Source organism: Halovivax limisalsi, assembly GCF_023093535.1.
In the GTDB taxonomy this organism is placed as follows: domain Archaea; phylum Halobacteriota; class Halobacteria; order Halobacteriales; family Natrialbaceae; genus Halovivax; species Halovivax limisalsi.
The window spans coordinates 1,872,558-1,885,495 of sequence record NZ_CP095757.1 but is presented as its reverse complement, the minus strand read 5'-3'; the positions used below and the strand labels follow the sequence as shown (position 1 = coordinate 1,885,495).

The window sequence follows — 12,938 nt, the reverse complement described above, 5'->3', positions numbered from 1 at the left end:
ACCGGCAAGAACCTTTATATTAGCATAGGGCTGTGATGAATCTCGTACACGGCCACCGAAACGGAAAACGCAGTTTGACGGACGAAGCGGAAGTCCCATTCCCTCGATCCGTCGCGTGTGGGTGCTCAGTCGCCCGCGAGATAAGGTTTCCGTCATGTGGCTGTGCACGGGTGCAAACACGCATGAACGGAACACTAAGCGAACGACTGATCGGATCGGACGACGAACGCGCCGTATCACCGGTGATCGGCGTAATCCTCATGGTTGCGATAACGGTGATTCTTGCAGCTGTGATTGCGGCCTTCGTGATGGGGATCGGGCCAGGCAGTGATGCAGTGACTGCAAATGTCGACATCGCAGGAGATGGCACGAGCGAAGTTACTGTTACTGTTCAAGATGGCGGTAGTGCGGATAATCTAGTTATAGTGAATCCGGACAATGGCCAAGTCCTGTCTGACACCAATTCAGAGGCGGCCAATACGGGAGTTGAGTATACAATCTCGAATACTGGTTCGAACTCTGACTTTACTGGGTCGGACAGTACCTTCGGCACCGGGACTGAGTATACTATCTACGCAATCCAGGGAGACCTGTCGGCCGGAGATCCCCTAGATGGAGCTGAGGGCAGTACTCAGGTCGGTACCTTCGAACTCGGATAACCTCTTATTTATCCTTTCTTTGACACACGTACAAAACATTGATAATCAATTTAAATACCATTTAGGGGTTTAAGTCACAAATCCCGACCGTTCTGCCTGGGTATCATCCCATGGCAACGAGACAAATTGCGATCGGCGGCGGAACGAATAACAACCATATCGCCCTGCTCGACGTCCTGGCCATCACCATCCTGACGGTGGCCTGGGCACTGCAACTCGGCGTCTTCACCTGGCAGATCAACGTCTTCGGCGGCTACGACTTCACGCAGAGCCTGTGGACGATCGGCGGCGTCGCGATCTCGCCCGCGCTCTTGCTGACGCTCGGGTCGGTCGCGACACGCCGACCGCGCTCGATTCGTCGCGAACAGATCCGACGGTGACCGGCCTCAGAGTGGCCGTCGAGAAGTCGAGTACATTGGCACCCGCATTCGGGCCGGCGGAACTCGCGATCCGTCGTCGGCGACGGTGCAGTGGCGACCCGCTTTCGGAAAATCTCGGGGTCGATATCGGAAACCCCGGTCACGCCGACCACCCCGCGTTTGCGAACAGAATCGACCGACGGAACGGTTCCGCAACCCGTCGCCCGTTGGGATCAATTTCAGACTCCTTTTCGTCGATACTGGATTCCGCCGAACACAGTCGATTACAAGGGCCTACGGTAGAATTAGGTTTGGCGCAGAATCGAGGCGTAAACGAATGGGCGCTGCAGGATTTGAACCCGCGACAGCTTGGTCCGAAGCCAAGTACTCTGTCCAGACTGAGCTAAGCGCCCTCGGTCAGTTTCGGGCTGACAGGAATACGTTTTCGTCGCTCCTTTAAGACCGTTTCTCTTTCGAGGTGCGCGCACCCGGTGTGCGGTAGCAACTGTTCCCAGCAATCGACTCGCAAGGGCGTCGCCGATCACACAATCCGAGTAAGTTCGCCGGCAAATTTATTAATACACGCTCTCCCCTTGATTCCAACTACAAATAGCGGCAGTGACCCCCAGTTTCGCTTCATTTAAGTAAATGGAGCTTGTGATATCAATTACCATGTCCGTCCAGGACCCACCCGTCGGCGGGAGCGCGGATGCGGGATCCGAAGAGCTCGAACTACTCACGGACGACGAGCGGGTATGGACAGCAGTGCCGACCGACGCGGAGGGCGAGCAGCGATTGACACAGTGGTTGTCGGTCGAGACGGAACTGCTCTGTTCGCTCGAGGACTGGCGATAAACCGCCGCCCCGGCGACGTACATCGCACCCTTTTTACTCGGCGCTTGCGGAAGAGGAGCCATGACGCTGCCGGAGACTGGCCGGGGCCTGTTCGAATTGCTGCGGCCGGTGAACGCCCTGGCCGCCGCAATGCTGACCCTGATCGGGGGCTTCGTCGCCGGCGGCGTTCCGGATGCCGGCCTCGCGATCACGGCGGCGACCGTCGCGACCTTTTTCGGAACCGGTGCCGGCAACGCGATCAACGATTACTTCGACCGCGCGATCGACGCTCACAACAAGCCGGGGCGGCCGATCCCCCGCGGGGCCGTCACGCCGAGACAGGCACTCTGGTTCTCGATCGCCTGTTTCGCCGGCGCGGTCGGGCTGGCACTAACCCTCCCGCCACTCGCGATCGCGATCGCGACTGCGAACCTCGTCGCGCTGGTGATCTACACGAAGGTGTTCAAGGGGCTCCCCGGCGCGGGGAACGCGGTCGTCGCCTACCTGGTCGGGAGCACGTTCCTCTTCGGTGCGGCGGCTGCAACCAATATCGCACCGGCGCTGGTCCTCTTTGCGCTCGCGGCGCTCTCGACGGTCAGTCGCGAGATCGTCAAAGACGTCGAGGACGTCGAGGGCGATCGAAAGGAGGGCTTGAACACGCTGCCGATCGCGATCGGGGAGCGCCGTTCGCTCTGGATCGCCACGATCGTCCTCGTCGTCGCGATCATCGCCAGTCCGCTCCCCTACCTCCTGGATCAGTTCAGCGCCGCGTATCTCGTGGTAGTCGTCCCGGCGGCGGGATACATGCTCTTTGCCGCACGGGCGAGCTTCCGCGATCCCGCGACGGGGCAGTCCTATCTCAAATACGGCATGTTTCTGGCTGCGCTGGCCTTCGTCGTCGGACGGGCATCTGTGTACGTCGAGGTGCCGCTGTAGTCGGGAAATGGCTACGCCAACCGCGACACAAGTGTTACTTATTATCGGAATCCATGACCGGGGCGGGTTGCTGTTGGATAGCCTATGTAATCAAAAGGAATATAACCCGTTCGCCGCTTCTATATCAGTACACAATCGAGCTCCCGGTCACGTGGGATGACGAAGGGATGTGAGAATTTGGCATGTATGACCTCGCAGATGTCGCGGTCGGTGACGAGCTGGACGCCGGCACGAACGTTCTCGTCGCTGGTCCACCACTGACGGGCAAGCGGGATATGGCGCTCGATATACTGGCCTCCGGCGCGGATCGGGGCGACGGCTCGATCATCGTAACGACCAAAGACAGCGCCGAGAAGATCTTAGAACAGTTCACGGAACGATGCAACACGACCGATCCCGACATCGGCATCGTCGATTGCGTCACCAAACAGCGCGGAATCGGGACGGTCGATAACGATCCCCGAATCCGCTATGCCTCCTCGCCGGTCGACATGACCGGCATCGGGATCAAGCTCTCGGAGTTCCTCCAGGAGTTCTACGAGACGCGCGGGCTCACCCAGAACCGCATCCTCTTACACTCCGTCTCGACGCTCCTGATGTATTCGGACTTACAGACGGTGTTTCGGTTCCTGCACGTCTTCACCGGTCGCATTCAGAGCGCCGACGCGCTGGGCCTGTGCGTGATCGATTCGACCGCGCACGACGACCAGACGATGAACACCCTCAAACAGCTGTTCGACGTCGTACTCGAAGTCGAGGAGAACGAGGACGGCGAACCGACGATCCGAACCGCGGGCCTCTCCTGAGGGGCGTCCGATTCGACAGTCCCGGTCCGAGCCGGGCGCGACCCGGGGGTCGACGGTCGAACTCAATCGACCGAGCGCGCCCGACGCCGGCGGATCCACCCGGCGACGCCGTTTTCCAGTCGGCGACCGAAGAACCGGTATGCCAACCCAGAGCGACGCCGAGATGCGGGCGGTGCTCGAGCACCGTCGCATCGCCGTCGTCGGCTGTTCACGGACGCCGGGCAAGGCGGCGCACGACGTCCCTGCCTACCTCGAACGCCACGGCTACGAGATCGTCCCGGTCAATCCGTACGCAGACGTAGTCATCGGAGCCGAGGCGGCCGACTCGCTATCGGCCGTCGAGGGGCGGGTCGAGGTGGGCTGCGTGTTCCGTCCGAGCGACGAGGTGGCGGGAATCGTCGACGAGGCGATCGATCGCGACGACGTGGAGGCGCTCTGGACCCAGCTCGGCATTCGCGACGACGCAGCGGCCGAGCGGGCCGAGTCGGCCGGCCTGACCGTCGTCCAGGATCGGTGCATGAAAGTCGAACACGGCCGGCTCACCGCCTGAGAACCGATATTCGGTTCCTCCGATCGAACGCTGACGGTTAGATCGGCAGCGCCTCGCGGACGATCGAGGCGTAGAGTCCAGGTGCGCGACGACGAGAACCGTCCAGCGCATCGTGCAGGGCGGCTCCGGCGTCGGGTTCCACCGGAGGGCCGTGTCCGACGAGAATCCGTGTCGGGTCGAAGTCACCGAGTTGCGCCCGCGGCGGGTTGAGACGACGAACCGGGTGGACGCCCAGGCGTTCCGCACCGGCCAGGTAGTACGCCGCCGTTCCGACGCTCTCCGGGACCACGAGCGTGTCAGCTATCGGATCGAACAGCGCGATCTCTCGCCAGAAGCGGCTCCGAGCGACCACGCGTGACTCGATGCCGGTGTCCGCCAGCGTGGCCCCGAATCGTTCGATCGGGGCGTCGACGCCGTCGGCCACGCCGTCGAACCAGTCCGGGAGCCAGACCGCCACGTCGTGTCGCTTCGCGATCGCCGCCGCGTCGCGGCGGTGGCGATCGAGCGCGACGACGACGCCGGCCACGGGCCCGTACGCGGACAGTACCTCGTCGACGCCGTCCCCGTCGACGGGGTCGACGACCCAGACGTCACCGTCGGCTACCAGCGCGTGACTCGCTCGTTCCATCGATTCGTCGGGGTCGGCGATCCAGCTACAGCCGCCGTCGAAGCGCGCGACGACCTCGATCCCCGATTCCGGTATCTCACTTCGGGACGTCATACCGTTCGTACGGGCCTCGAACTCAAAAACGCCCGCCGACGACCGCCCGGACGGCAACTCGCCGAGAACGGACTCGTCCGCTCGCTCCCAAGTCCGCCGAACCATTCGACGCCGTGTCGTCGAGTCGTGCGCTACCGCTGCGCGAGGGCGATCGGTGCGGTCGATACCAGATAAATTATAACCTAGTAATACAACTCAGTTGTATGGCTCGCACGCAGTTGCAGGCGGCTCGTGACGGGATCGTAACGGACGAGATGCGCCGCGTCGCCGAGCGCGAACGATGCGAGGGTGAGTTCGTCCGCGAACAGGTCGCAGACGGAACGGCGGTAATTCCCGCGAATCACGGCCACGAGACGCTCGATCCGATGATCATCGGCCGGGCGTTCGCGACGAAGGTAAACGCGAACATCGGCAACAGCGAGACGACCAGCGAGCTCGACGAGGAGCGGGCAAAACTACACGCGGCCGTCCACCACGGCGCAGATACGGTGATGGACCTGGGGACGGGCGCCGACCTCGACGCGATCAGGGAGGACCATCTCGCGCGCTCCCCGGTTCCGATCGGCACGGTACCGGTCTACGAGGCGCGCAAGCGCGCGGGCGCCCCCGGCGATCTCAGCGTCGACCTGCTGCTGTCGGTCATCGAGAAGCAAGCCCGACAGGGCGTCGACTACATGACGATACACGCCGGTATCCTCGCCGAACACCTGCCGCTCACCGAAGAGCGCACGACGGGCATCGTCTCGCGAGGCGGGTCGATCCTGGCGAAGTGGATGACGGCCTCCGGGAAGCAGAATCCGCTCTACACGTCGTTCGACAACATCTGCGAGATATGTGCGACCCACGACGTGACGATCAGTCTCGGCGATAGCCTCCGACCGGGTTGCCTGGCCGACGCGTGCGATGACGCCCAGTACGCCGAACTCGATACACTCGGCCAGCTGACGCGTCGGGCCCGGGACCACGGCGTGCAGGTGATGGTCGAGGGACCGGGCCACGTCCCGATGGACCGCATCGCCGAGAACGTCCGGCGCCAACAGCGCGTGTGTGACGGCGCGCCGTTCTACGTCCTCGGACCGCTCGTTACGGACATCGCGCCGGGATACGACCACATCACGAGCGCCATCGGCGCGGCGATCGCCGCCCAGCACGGCGCCGCCATGCTCTGTTACGTCACGCCGAAGGAACACCTCGGACTCCCCGACGAGGCGGACGTCCGCGACGGCCTCGCCGCGTATCGGATCGCGGCCCACGCCGCCGACGTCGGGACCAATCGGCCGGGCGCTCGGGACTGGGACGACGCGCTCTCGGCGGCACGGTACGCCTTCGACTGGACCGAACAGTTCGCCCTCGCGCTCGACCCCGAACGGGCCCGCGAGTACCACGACCAGACGCTCCCCGGGGACAACTACACCGACGCCCGCTTCTGCTCGATGTGCGGCGTCGAGTTCTGCTCGATGCGCATCGATCAGGACGCCCGCACGGACGGCGACCTCGACGAGTTGACGACCGAGACGGACCTCGAGGCGTCGCCGGCCGCGGAGGTCAACCGTCCGCCCGTCGGCACCCACGAGGAGAGCGAGTGAGCGACCGTCGCTGGCCGGCGGGACGCGTCGGTACGATTAACAGGCCACCATCCGTTCGGTCGGACATGAGCGCAGACTCCCGGACGATCGCCGTCCAGCTCGTCGACGCCTTCACGGACGAGGCGCTCGCGGGTAATCCGGCCGGCGTGGTGTTCGAGGCGGACGATCTCGCCGCCGAGCAGCGCCAAGCGATCGCGAACGAGCTCTCGGTGAGCGAGACCGCGTTCGTCGAGAAGAGCGACCGAGCGGACCGTCGCTTGCAGTACTTCACCCCCACGCAGGAAGTCGACCTCTGCGGACACGCCACGATCGGAACGCTCGTCGCGGCCCACGAGTCCGGCCGGATGGAATCAGGGGCGGGGACCATCGAGACCAACGTGGGTATGCTCGACGTCGAGATCGAGCCGGACGGGACCGCATGGATGACCCAGGACGCTCCGAGCGTTCGTGAAGTCGACATCCCGTACGACCGCGTCGCCGACGCCCTGGGCATCGAGGTCGCTGCGCTGGAGGGCGTCGGTGCCGATCTGCCCCTCGCCGTCGCCTCGACGGGACTACCCTTCCTGATCGTCCCCGTGACGTACCTCCAGGACCTCGGCGGCGCGGAGCCGGACATGGCGGCGATCGAGACGGTGAGCGACGAGGTCGACGCGACCGGCATCTACGTCTTTACCTTCGATACGCTCGCAGCCGACTCGACGCTCCACGGTCGGATGTTCGCACCCGGCGCCGGCGTACCCGAGGACCCCGTGACCGGAACGGCGAGCGGCGCGACCGGCGCCTACCTGCGCCGATTCGGGGCGTTCGACGCCGGCGCCGATGGAGCGCTCGCGGCGGGAAGCGACGGGGAGACGAGCGTCGCCGTCTCCATCGACGAGTCGGCGCCCGCGGAACTGCGCATGGAACAGGGCCACTACGTCAACCGGCCGGGAACCGTCAGGGTTCGGGTCGACGGCGACGTGCAGGTCGGCGGACGCGGCGTTCGGTCGATGACGGGCGAACTGACGGTTCCGTCGGTAACGGAATCGGACATCATCGAAGGCTGAGGGGTCGAACGTGCCCGGTCGCTGATCACCGCGTACTCCCACTGATCGACGCGTCCAACGCTGGTCGAGGTGTCCCTCGCTGATCAACCCGCCCGTATCGGGTCGTCCTCGTTCCGTCACCCCTCGTCGTCGGACCGCGTGGTCGACTGCCCAGCGGCGTCGGCAGGTCGTCCAGTCGTCGCAGCGACGTCGCCCGTCGTCCCTTCCGCGCCCGACACGCGGTTGCGTTCGCCGGCCGTCTCGTCCGCGTTCCGTCCGTCGTCGAGTTCCGGTTCGTGGAACGCCTCCGCGCTGCTCGAATCGAGCGATTCGACGGCGTACCTGGTCTTCTCGACGTCGGTTTCCATCTCGGTCAGTCGCCCGTCGAGCGCCTCGAGCACGTCGCTTCTGATCTTCGTCGTATCGATCGCCGTCCGCGTCTCGGCGGTCGTCGCCTCGGGAAGCGTCTTGAACAGGGCGAACGCGCCACCCAGTTGCCAGCACGCGAGACCGAGGAGTCCAGCCGCGACGAGTACGGCAGTATTGGCCTCCTCGAGTGCAGCGCCCGGATCCGAAAGCAGGGGCTCGACTGAGCCGCCGAGGCTCGCGATCGCACCGATGGCGAACACGACCGATCCGAGGACGAACGCGCCGGCCGTCATCGCCCGATACCGAAGCGCCCATCGGAGTGCCGTCAGTGATTCCATAGTCGGCCTAGCTAGCTATACCGTCATAACAGTGTGGGGGTTACTGTGCGGCTCGGTCAAAGCAATCGATAGGTGCCGCGGTGCTCGCTCGCGTCACCGTTCCGGACGAGTTTCTCGAGGACGGATTCGACCGCCTCGGCCGGGACGCCCCGGTCGCTCGCGTACTCGACGATCGCCGGTTCGGTGGCCGTCTCGAGCGACTCGATCGCCGCCTCGACGATCTCGCGTCGACTGCCGTGCCCGGCGCTGCCGCGTGGATCGCGTTCACCCGCGGCCGAGATGGCGTCCGGATCGAGCCCGGACGCAGAGAGATACGCCTCGTCGTCGACGACGCCGTCCGCAACGGTCGATTCGAGTTCGTCGAACGAGTCGATCGAGGCGAACGCCTCGCCCTCGTCCTGGCGATTGGCCAGCATCGAGGCGCGAACCTCGCGCGCGTGATCCGCGTCCTCTGTTTCGAGGAACGTCCGTCGGCGGTCGTACGATCGACGCGAGCCACACCGCGGACACTCCGTCGTCTCTGATCGGCCCTCGAGCAACCAGAGGTGCGAACAGTCGCTGCAACCGACGACGGCGTACATGATCGGCGGTGGGGGCGCCAGGCAATTGAACGCGACGGTTGGGTCGCCGATTTCCGTTATGTATTGTTCGGTTCGGCTACGTTGTCGGGGGTGATGCTCCTGAACAATCGATCGTAGCCGTCCGCGATCTCGTCCCAGCTCGCCGCGCGAGCGATCTCCTTCCCCGCCCGCGAATACGACTCGCCCAGGGACGGATCCGACCGAAACGCCTCCAGTGCGTTCGATATCGCGACCGGTTCGAGGTCCACGAAGCACAGTTCGTCCGAATCGTACCAGCGTTCCAGTTCACCGCGCCGAGCGACGATAGGCAAGCCAGCTGCGCCGTACTCTTTGAGCTTCAGCGGTTGTTCGGCGTCTTTGAAACAGAAGCCGACGTCGGCGTGCGCGAGGAATCCGGGCATCAGGCGGTACGGGAACGCACCCGGATACGCCACGTTCTCGACGTTCCTCGCGGCCTGATCGACGGTCGACTCGAGTTCTCCCTCGCCGACGAAGCAAAACTCCCACGCCGGAGTCTCCCGGGCAGCCTCTAGCAGTTCGGTAATGCCGTACGACGGTGAGAACACGCCGATATAGATCCCGATCGGCTTTTCCAGGTCGACGCCGGCATCGAGGAGGATCTCTCGAGCCTCCGCTACCGCACCCTGCTCCGGATCGGCGAACCGATCGAAATCGACGGCGTTGGGGAGTTTGACCGCGTCGGAGATCCCTCGTTCGGCGGCCTCCTGGAGCGAGGACTCGTAGACGAACGCGGTCGCGTCCGCTCGCTCGAGCGCCTGCCACTCGTACCACTCGAAGAACCGATAGAGCGGACCTGGCAGATAGTCGATGTCAGATATCGGATCGCTCACGTCGCCGAGAAACGGTTTTCGACGGAGAACCGAGAGTGGATACCCGAGATAGAGACCGACGCGGACGTTCCCGGCGATCACGTCGTAGTCGCCGGTGAGTGCGCGTCCGATCGCGTCGATCGAGTCTCGTCCGCTCGCGTCGACGATGTCGATCTCGTAACCTCGCTCTCGAAGGCGGTCGGCGATCCGCTCGCGTCTGACGCTGATGTTGTCCCCTTTCGATGGACGTAACCAGAGGACGTTCATGTCATCCCGAACGGCGGGTAGTGTGACTCTCGGTGGTTGACGCCGGTTCGCGCTCCAGAGATCGTTGGGCGTGTTGGATCGCACCGTACGAAGGGAGGACGGGCAGTACGCCCCGTGACCCATTTTCGCGTGAAATTCTCCCGGTGAGATACTGCGATATCGCTTTCGGGAAACCCGTTCCGAACCCGGACCGACCCGTATCGAGGCGGAATCGAAGTGAAACGCTGTCTGGACAGGCACGTCGGCCACCGACTGACATCCGGCACCATCTGTCTCTACGTAAGACGTGGTGTGGCACTCGATTAATATCTGTTGTCACATTCACTCGGATGCTCCGGTACCGACGCGGCGGTTCCATCTGTCGAGCAGACAGGGGACGAGTTGGCACCCTCGTTACGTTCGTAACCACGCACGAACCGCTCCCGTCAGGTAGCCAGCTCCCACCGTGGCCGTAAGCAGAAGGAGAAACAAGAGTTGCTGCAAGCGGTTCCACCGGGGCGGCCGGTGCAGGGTCATCACTCGCCGCGGCACGAAATCGACGAAAAGCTGCCTCAAGAACGCGCCTTCGTCACTCCCCAGCTCCGGTGTCGAGCGACTCAGTTCGTACTTCGATCGCCCCTGCTGGAATGCTCGATTGAGTAACCATCGCCAATCGGTCCGATGCTCGTATATTTTGTGTCCAACGACCGCGTCCGGATTGTAATAGACCGTCCCACCGAGTTCCGTTCGCAACCGAGTCGCGAGATCCGTTTCTTCTCCCTGCCCCTGTTTGTCACCGATTCGACCGAGTGATTCGTCGAATCCACCGATTCGCTCGAAGACGGACGTTCGAAAGGAGATATTGGAGCCGAACGTGTTTCTCACCGGCCCGGCGTCCGGGAAGCCTCGATGGGTTACGCCGACGAGCCAGTAGAATTCCTCCGGGAGGAAGGTCGGTTTCCCGGCGACCCAGAGGGGAGCCATGCGACCGCCGACGGATTCGACGTCGCGGTCTCTATAGACGGAGACCAGTTCGGCAATCCAATCGGGTTCCGCGACCGCATCGTCGTCCATAAACGCGACGACGTCGCCAGACGCGAGGGAGATCCCTACGTTTCGGCTCGCCGAGAGGCCGACGTTTTTTTCGTTACAGTGAACGAGTACCCGATCCGTATCGCCCCAATCGTCCCGTGCCCACTCACAGACGCGATCGGAGCCATCGACGACGGCGATTACCTCGACGGACTCGTATTCCTGATCGAGGACGCTCTCGATCGCTTCACAGAAGTCCTCGTACAGCGACGGGGAGTACGTACAGATAACGACCGAAACGTCCATCGATCCGAGCATACGAAAGGAGCGTCAAAAGGATTTAGATTTCGGCGGCCGAGGAACTCGTCCGGTCCGATCGACGGCTAGACGGACTGACGGGACGAGTGTGGCCGCTGGATCATCGACCCTCGCGTCACCCATCGATCACGTGTCGAACGCGCGGCGAAGCCGTATCGAGCATCGAGGTGAAGCCGTATCGAGCATCGAGGTGACGGTATTCCCGAGAGGTTCCCCGACCGGGACCGTGGCGATACATCCAAGACGGACCGAGGGAATGCTGTGACAATGAACGTCAAGCGGACGCTGATCGAGCGACTGCCGCCGTCAGTGAAACGAGTTCTCGCGATCCCCTACGACTGGCAGCAGACGCGCGCCGCCGATCGCGCATTCGCCCAAAAGGAGCTTCCACCGGCGGAGCGAGATCCGGACGCACCCGCCCACATCGTTTGTCTGGTCGTCGACGCCCTCCGTGCGGATCACGTCGACGCGCAGCTGACGCCGTTCCTCGCCTCGCTGAACGGCACGGATGCGATTACACCGAGCACCTGGACGTTTCCGGCGATGTCCTCGTTCGTCACCGGCGTCTATCCGCACGAACACGGCGCGATGAAACAGTCCGACGAACCCGACGACTCGTCAGGGCTTTCGCTCCCGCCTCGAATGGCCGAGGACCGAACCACCCTGACCGAGACCCTGGCCGGTGCTGGCTACGAAACGTACGGCGGATTCGGCCACGACACGCCGTTCGTGGCGTTGTCCGGCAGATTCGAAACGCACGAGCTGTATCACTCGATCACCGCGAACGCGGACGACGTCCTCTCGGATCACGTAAACTGGCTCGCCGGTCGAGAGCGTACGTTCTCGCTCGTACACCTCGCTGACCCACACGTCCCGGTCGATCCGCCGACCGCCTACTGGGAGTCACACGAGGTCGATCGCTCGATCGAGGCGATCGAAAACTGGCGGTACGGTACCGAAACCGAGTGTGCGGACGACTGCCGTCGCTATCGCGAACACCGTCGGCGCCTCTATCGAGCAGCGATCGACTACGTCGACGACGCGATAGAACGCTACGTCGCGCGACTGGACGAAACGATCGACGAGGACTACGCGCTCCTCGTCACCGCCGATCACGGAGAAGCGCTTTGGGAGCACGTCGATTTCGACGTTACGCACTTCGACGGTACCGGTTGCGTGGATCACGGCGGTGCGCCGTACGACGAGCTCGCACGTGTTCCACTGCTGACGAACCGCCAGTGGGAGGTCGACGCGCCAGTTTCCCTCGTCGACGTCGCCCCGACGATTCTCGACAGCGTCGGTGTCACCGGCCCGCACATGTCGGGGGTCTCGCTTCGTGGAGACGCGCCGGCCGAGCGACGATTACTCGTCGAAGGAAGTCTCAGCGGATACGAGAAAAAGGCCGTCTACGACGGCGGGGCCAAACTCGTCGCCTCTCGAGGGAACGACGTCGAGGTGGTCCTCGATTCGAACACCGACGAGCCGATCGACGTCTCCGAAGACCGTCTCGAATCGATGCGCGAGTCGCTGCCACCCTGGCCGGACGGGGGCGAAAACCAAACTGAAGTTCCGGAGGTGGTCGAAGATCGGCTCGCACAACTGGGGTATCGATAGTACCGACGAAAGTCATCCGCCGAAAACCGTACGTGATCCGTTACTATCTGCTACGATGCGATTCGAGCGGAACGCCCGGTCGTTCACCGCTTCCGTATGAGAAGGCTTATTGATCCGATACCGAATCGATAGAC

14 protein-coding genes and 1 tRNA gene are annotated in these 12,938 nt (G+C 63.5%); 9 read left to right on the top strand and 6 right to left on the bottom strand.

Annotation, left to right across the window (positions count from 1 at the left end):
• The first annotated feature begins 182 nt into the window (after positions 1-182).
• Positions 183-659, top strand: coding sequence for a type IV pilin domain-containing protein (locus tag MXA07_RS08620; protein WP_247731633.1), 477 nt, complete (start codon positions 183-185; stop codon positions 657-659).
• Positions 660-769: 110 nt separating this feature from the next.
• Positions 770-1,039: a DUF8023 family protein gene (locus MXA07_RS08615; RefSeq protein ID WP_247731632.1), complete on the top strand. Its 270-nt coding sequence runs from the start codon at positions 770-772 to the stop codon at positions 1,037-1,039.
• A 317-nt stretch (positions 1,040-1,356) separates the two neighbouring features.
• On the opposite strand, the gene MXA07_RS08610 is transcribed toward MXA07_RS08615, so the two are convergent.
• Positions 1,357-1,431: transfer RNA gene (locus MXA07_RS08610), tRNA-Arg, on the bottom strand.
• 259 nt (positions 1,432-1,690) lie between these two features.
• Between MXA07_RS08610 and MXA07_RS08605 the strand changes: the two genes are divergently transcribed.
• The 4 genes from MXA07_RS08605 (at position 1,691) to MXA07_RS08590 (ending at position 4,144) form a co-directional block, all read left to right on the top strand.
• The gene (locus MXA07_RS08605) at positions 1,691-1,873 is read left to right on the top strand and encodes a DUF7511 domain-containing protein (protein WP_247731631.1); all 183 of its coding nucleotides are present in this window, start codon (positions 1,691-1,693) and stop codon (positions 1,871-1,873) included.
• A gap of 60 nt (positions 1,874-1,933) precedes the next feature.
• Positions 1,934-2,788: a geranylgeranylglycerol-phosphate geranylgeranyltransferase gene (locus MXA07_RS08600; RefSeq protein WP_247731630.1), complete on the top strand. Its 855-nt coding sequence runs from the start codon at positions 1,934-1,936 to the stop codon at positions 2,786-2,788.
• 182 nt (positions 2,789-2,970) lie between these two features.
• The gene (locus MXA07_RS08595) at positions 2,971-3,594 is read left to right on the top strand and encodes an RAD55 family ATPase (RefSeq protein ID WP_247731629.1); all 624 of its coding nucleotides are present in this window, start codon (positions 2,971-2,973) and stop codon (positions 3,592-3,594) included.
• 139 nt (positions 3,595-3,733) lie between these two features.
• Positions 3,734-4,144 carry a CoA-binding protein gene (locus tag MXA07_RS08590; protein ID WP_247731628.1) on the top strand — a complete coding sequence of 137 codons (411 nt, stop codon included), beginning with the start codon at positions 3,734-3,736 and terminating at the stop codon, positions 4,142-4,144.
• A gap of 37 nt (positions 4,145-4,181) precedes the next feature.
• Here MXA07_RS08590 and MXA07_RS08585 read toward each other — a convergent pair whose 3' ends face one another.
• The gene (locus tag MXA07_RS08585) at positions 4,182-4,865 is read right to left on the bottom strand and encodes a hypothetical protein (protein ID WP_247731627.1); all 684 of its coding nucleotides are present in this window, start codon (positions 4,863-4,865) and stop codon (positions 4,182-4,184) included.
• A 203-nt stretch (positions 4,866-5,068) separates the two neighbouring features.
• Between MXA07_RS08585 and thiC the strand changes: the two genes are divergently transcribed.
• Both thiC and MXA07_RS08575 read left to right on the top strand, forming a co-directional pair.
• Positions 5,069-6,451 (top strand): phosphomethylpyrimidine synthase ThiC, encoded by a 1,383-nt coding sequence (thiC, locus tag MXA07_RS08580; protein ID WP_247731626.1) that lies wholly within the window; start codon positions 5,069-5,071, stop codon positions 6,449-6,451.
• A 65-nt stretch (positions 6,452-6,516) separates the two neighbouring features.
• Entirely contained in the window at positions 6,517-7,497 is a 981-nt protein-coding gene (locus MXA07_RS08575; RefSeq protein WP_247731625.1) for a PhzF family phenazine biosynthesis protein, read from the top strand.
• A gap of 116 nt (positions 7,498-7,613) precedes the next feature.
• On the opposite strand, the gene MXA07_RS08570 is transcribed toward MXA07_RS08575, so the two are convergent.
• The 4 genes from MXA07_RS08570 to MXA07_RS08555 all read right to left on the bottom strand — a co-directional run bounded on the left by MXA07_RS08570 (position 7,614) and on the right by MXA07_RS08555 (position 11,178).
• Positions 7,614-8,183 carry a hypothetical protein gene (locus MXA07_RS08570; protein WP_247731624.1) on the bottom strand — a complete coding sequence of 190 codons (570 nt, stop codon included), beginning with the start codon at positions 8,181-8,183 and terminating at the stop codon, positions 7,614-7,616.
• A 56-nt stretch (positions 8,184-8,239) separates the two neighbouring features.
• Positions 8,240-8,764, bottom strand: a complete 525-nt coding sequence (locus MXA07_RS08565) for a DUF5817 domain-containing protein (protein ID WP_247731623.1) — start codon at positions 8,762-8,764, stop codon at positions 8,240-8,242.
• A 56-nt stretch (positions 8,765-8,820) separates the two neighbouring features.
• Positions 8,821-9,861, bottom strand: coding sequence for a glycosyltransferase (locus tag MXA07_RS08560; RefSeq protein ID WP_247731622.1), 1,041 nt, complete (start codon positions 9,859-9,861; stop codon positions 8,821-8,823).
• Between the two features lie 393 nt (positions 9,862-10,254).
• Positions 10,255-11,178 carry a glycosyltransferase gene (locus tag MXA07_RS08555; RefSeq protein ID WP_247731621.1) on the bottom strand — a complete coding sequence of 308 codons (924 nt, stop codon included), beginning with the start codon at positions 11,176-11,178 and terminating at the stop codon, positions 10,255-10,257.
• 279 nt (positions 11,179-11,457) lie between these two features.
• On the opposite strand from MXA07_RS08555, the gene MXA07_RS08550 reads away from it, so the two are divergent.
• Positions 11,458-12,804 (top strand): sulfatase-like hydrolase/transferase, encoded by a 1,347-nt coding sequence (locus MXA07_RS08550; RefSeq protein WP_247731620.1) that lies wholly within the window; start codon positions 11,458-11,460, stop codon positions 12,802-12,804.
• Positions 12,805-12,938 lie beyond the last annotated feature (134 nt).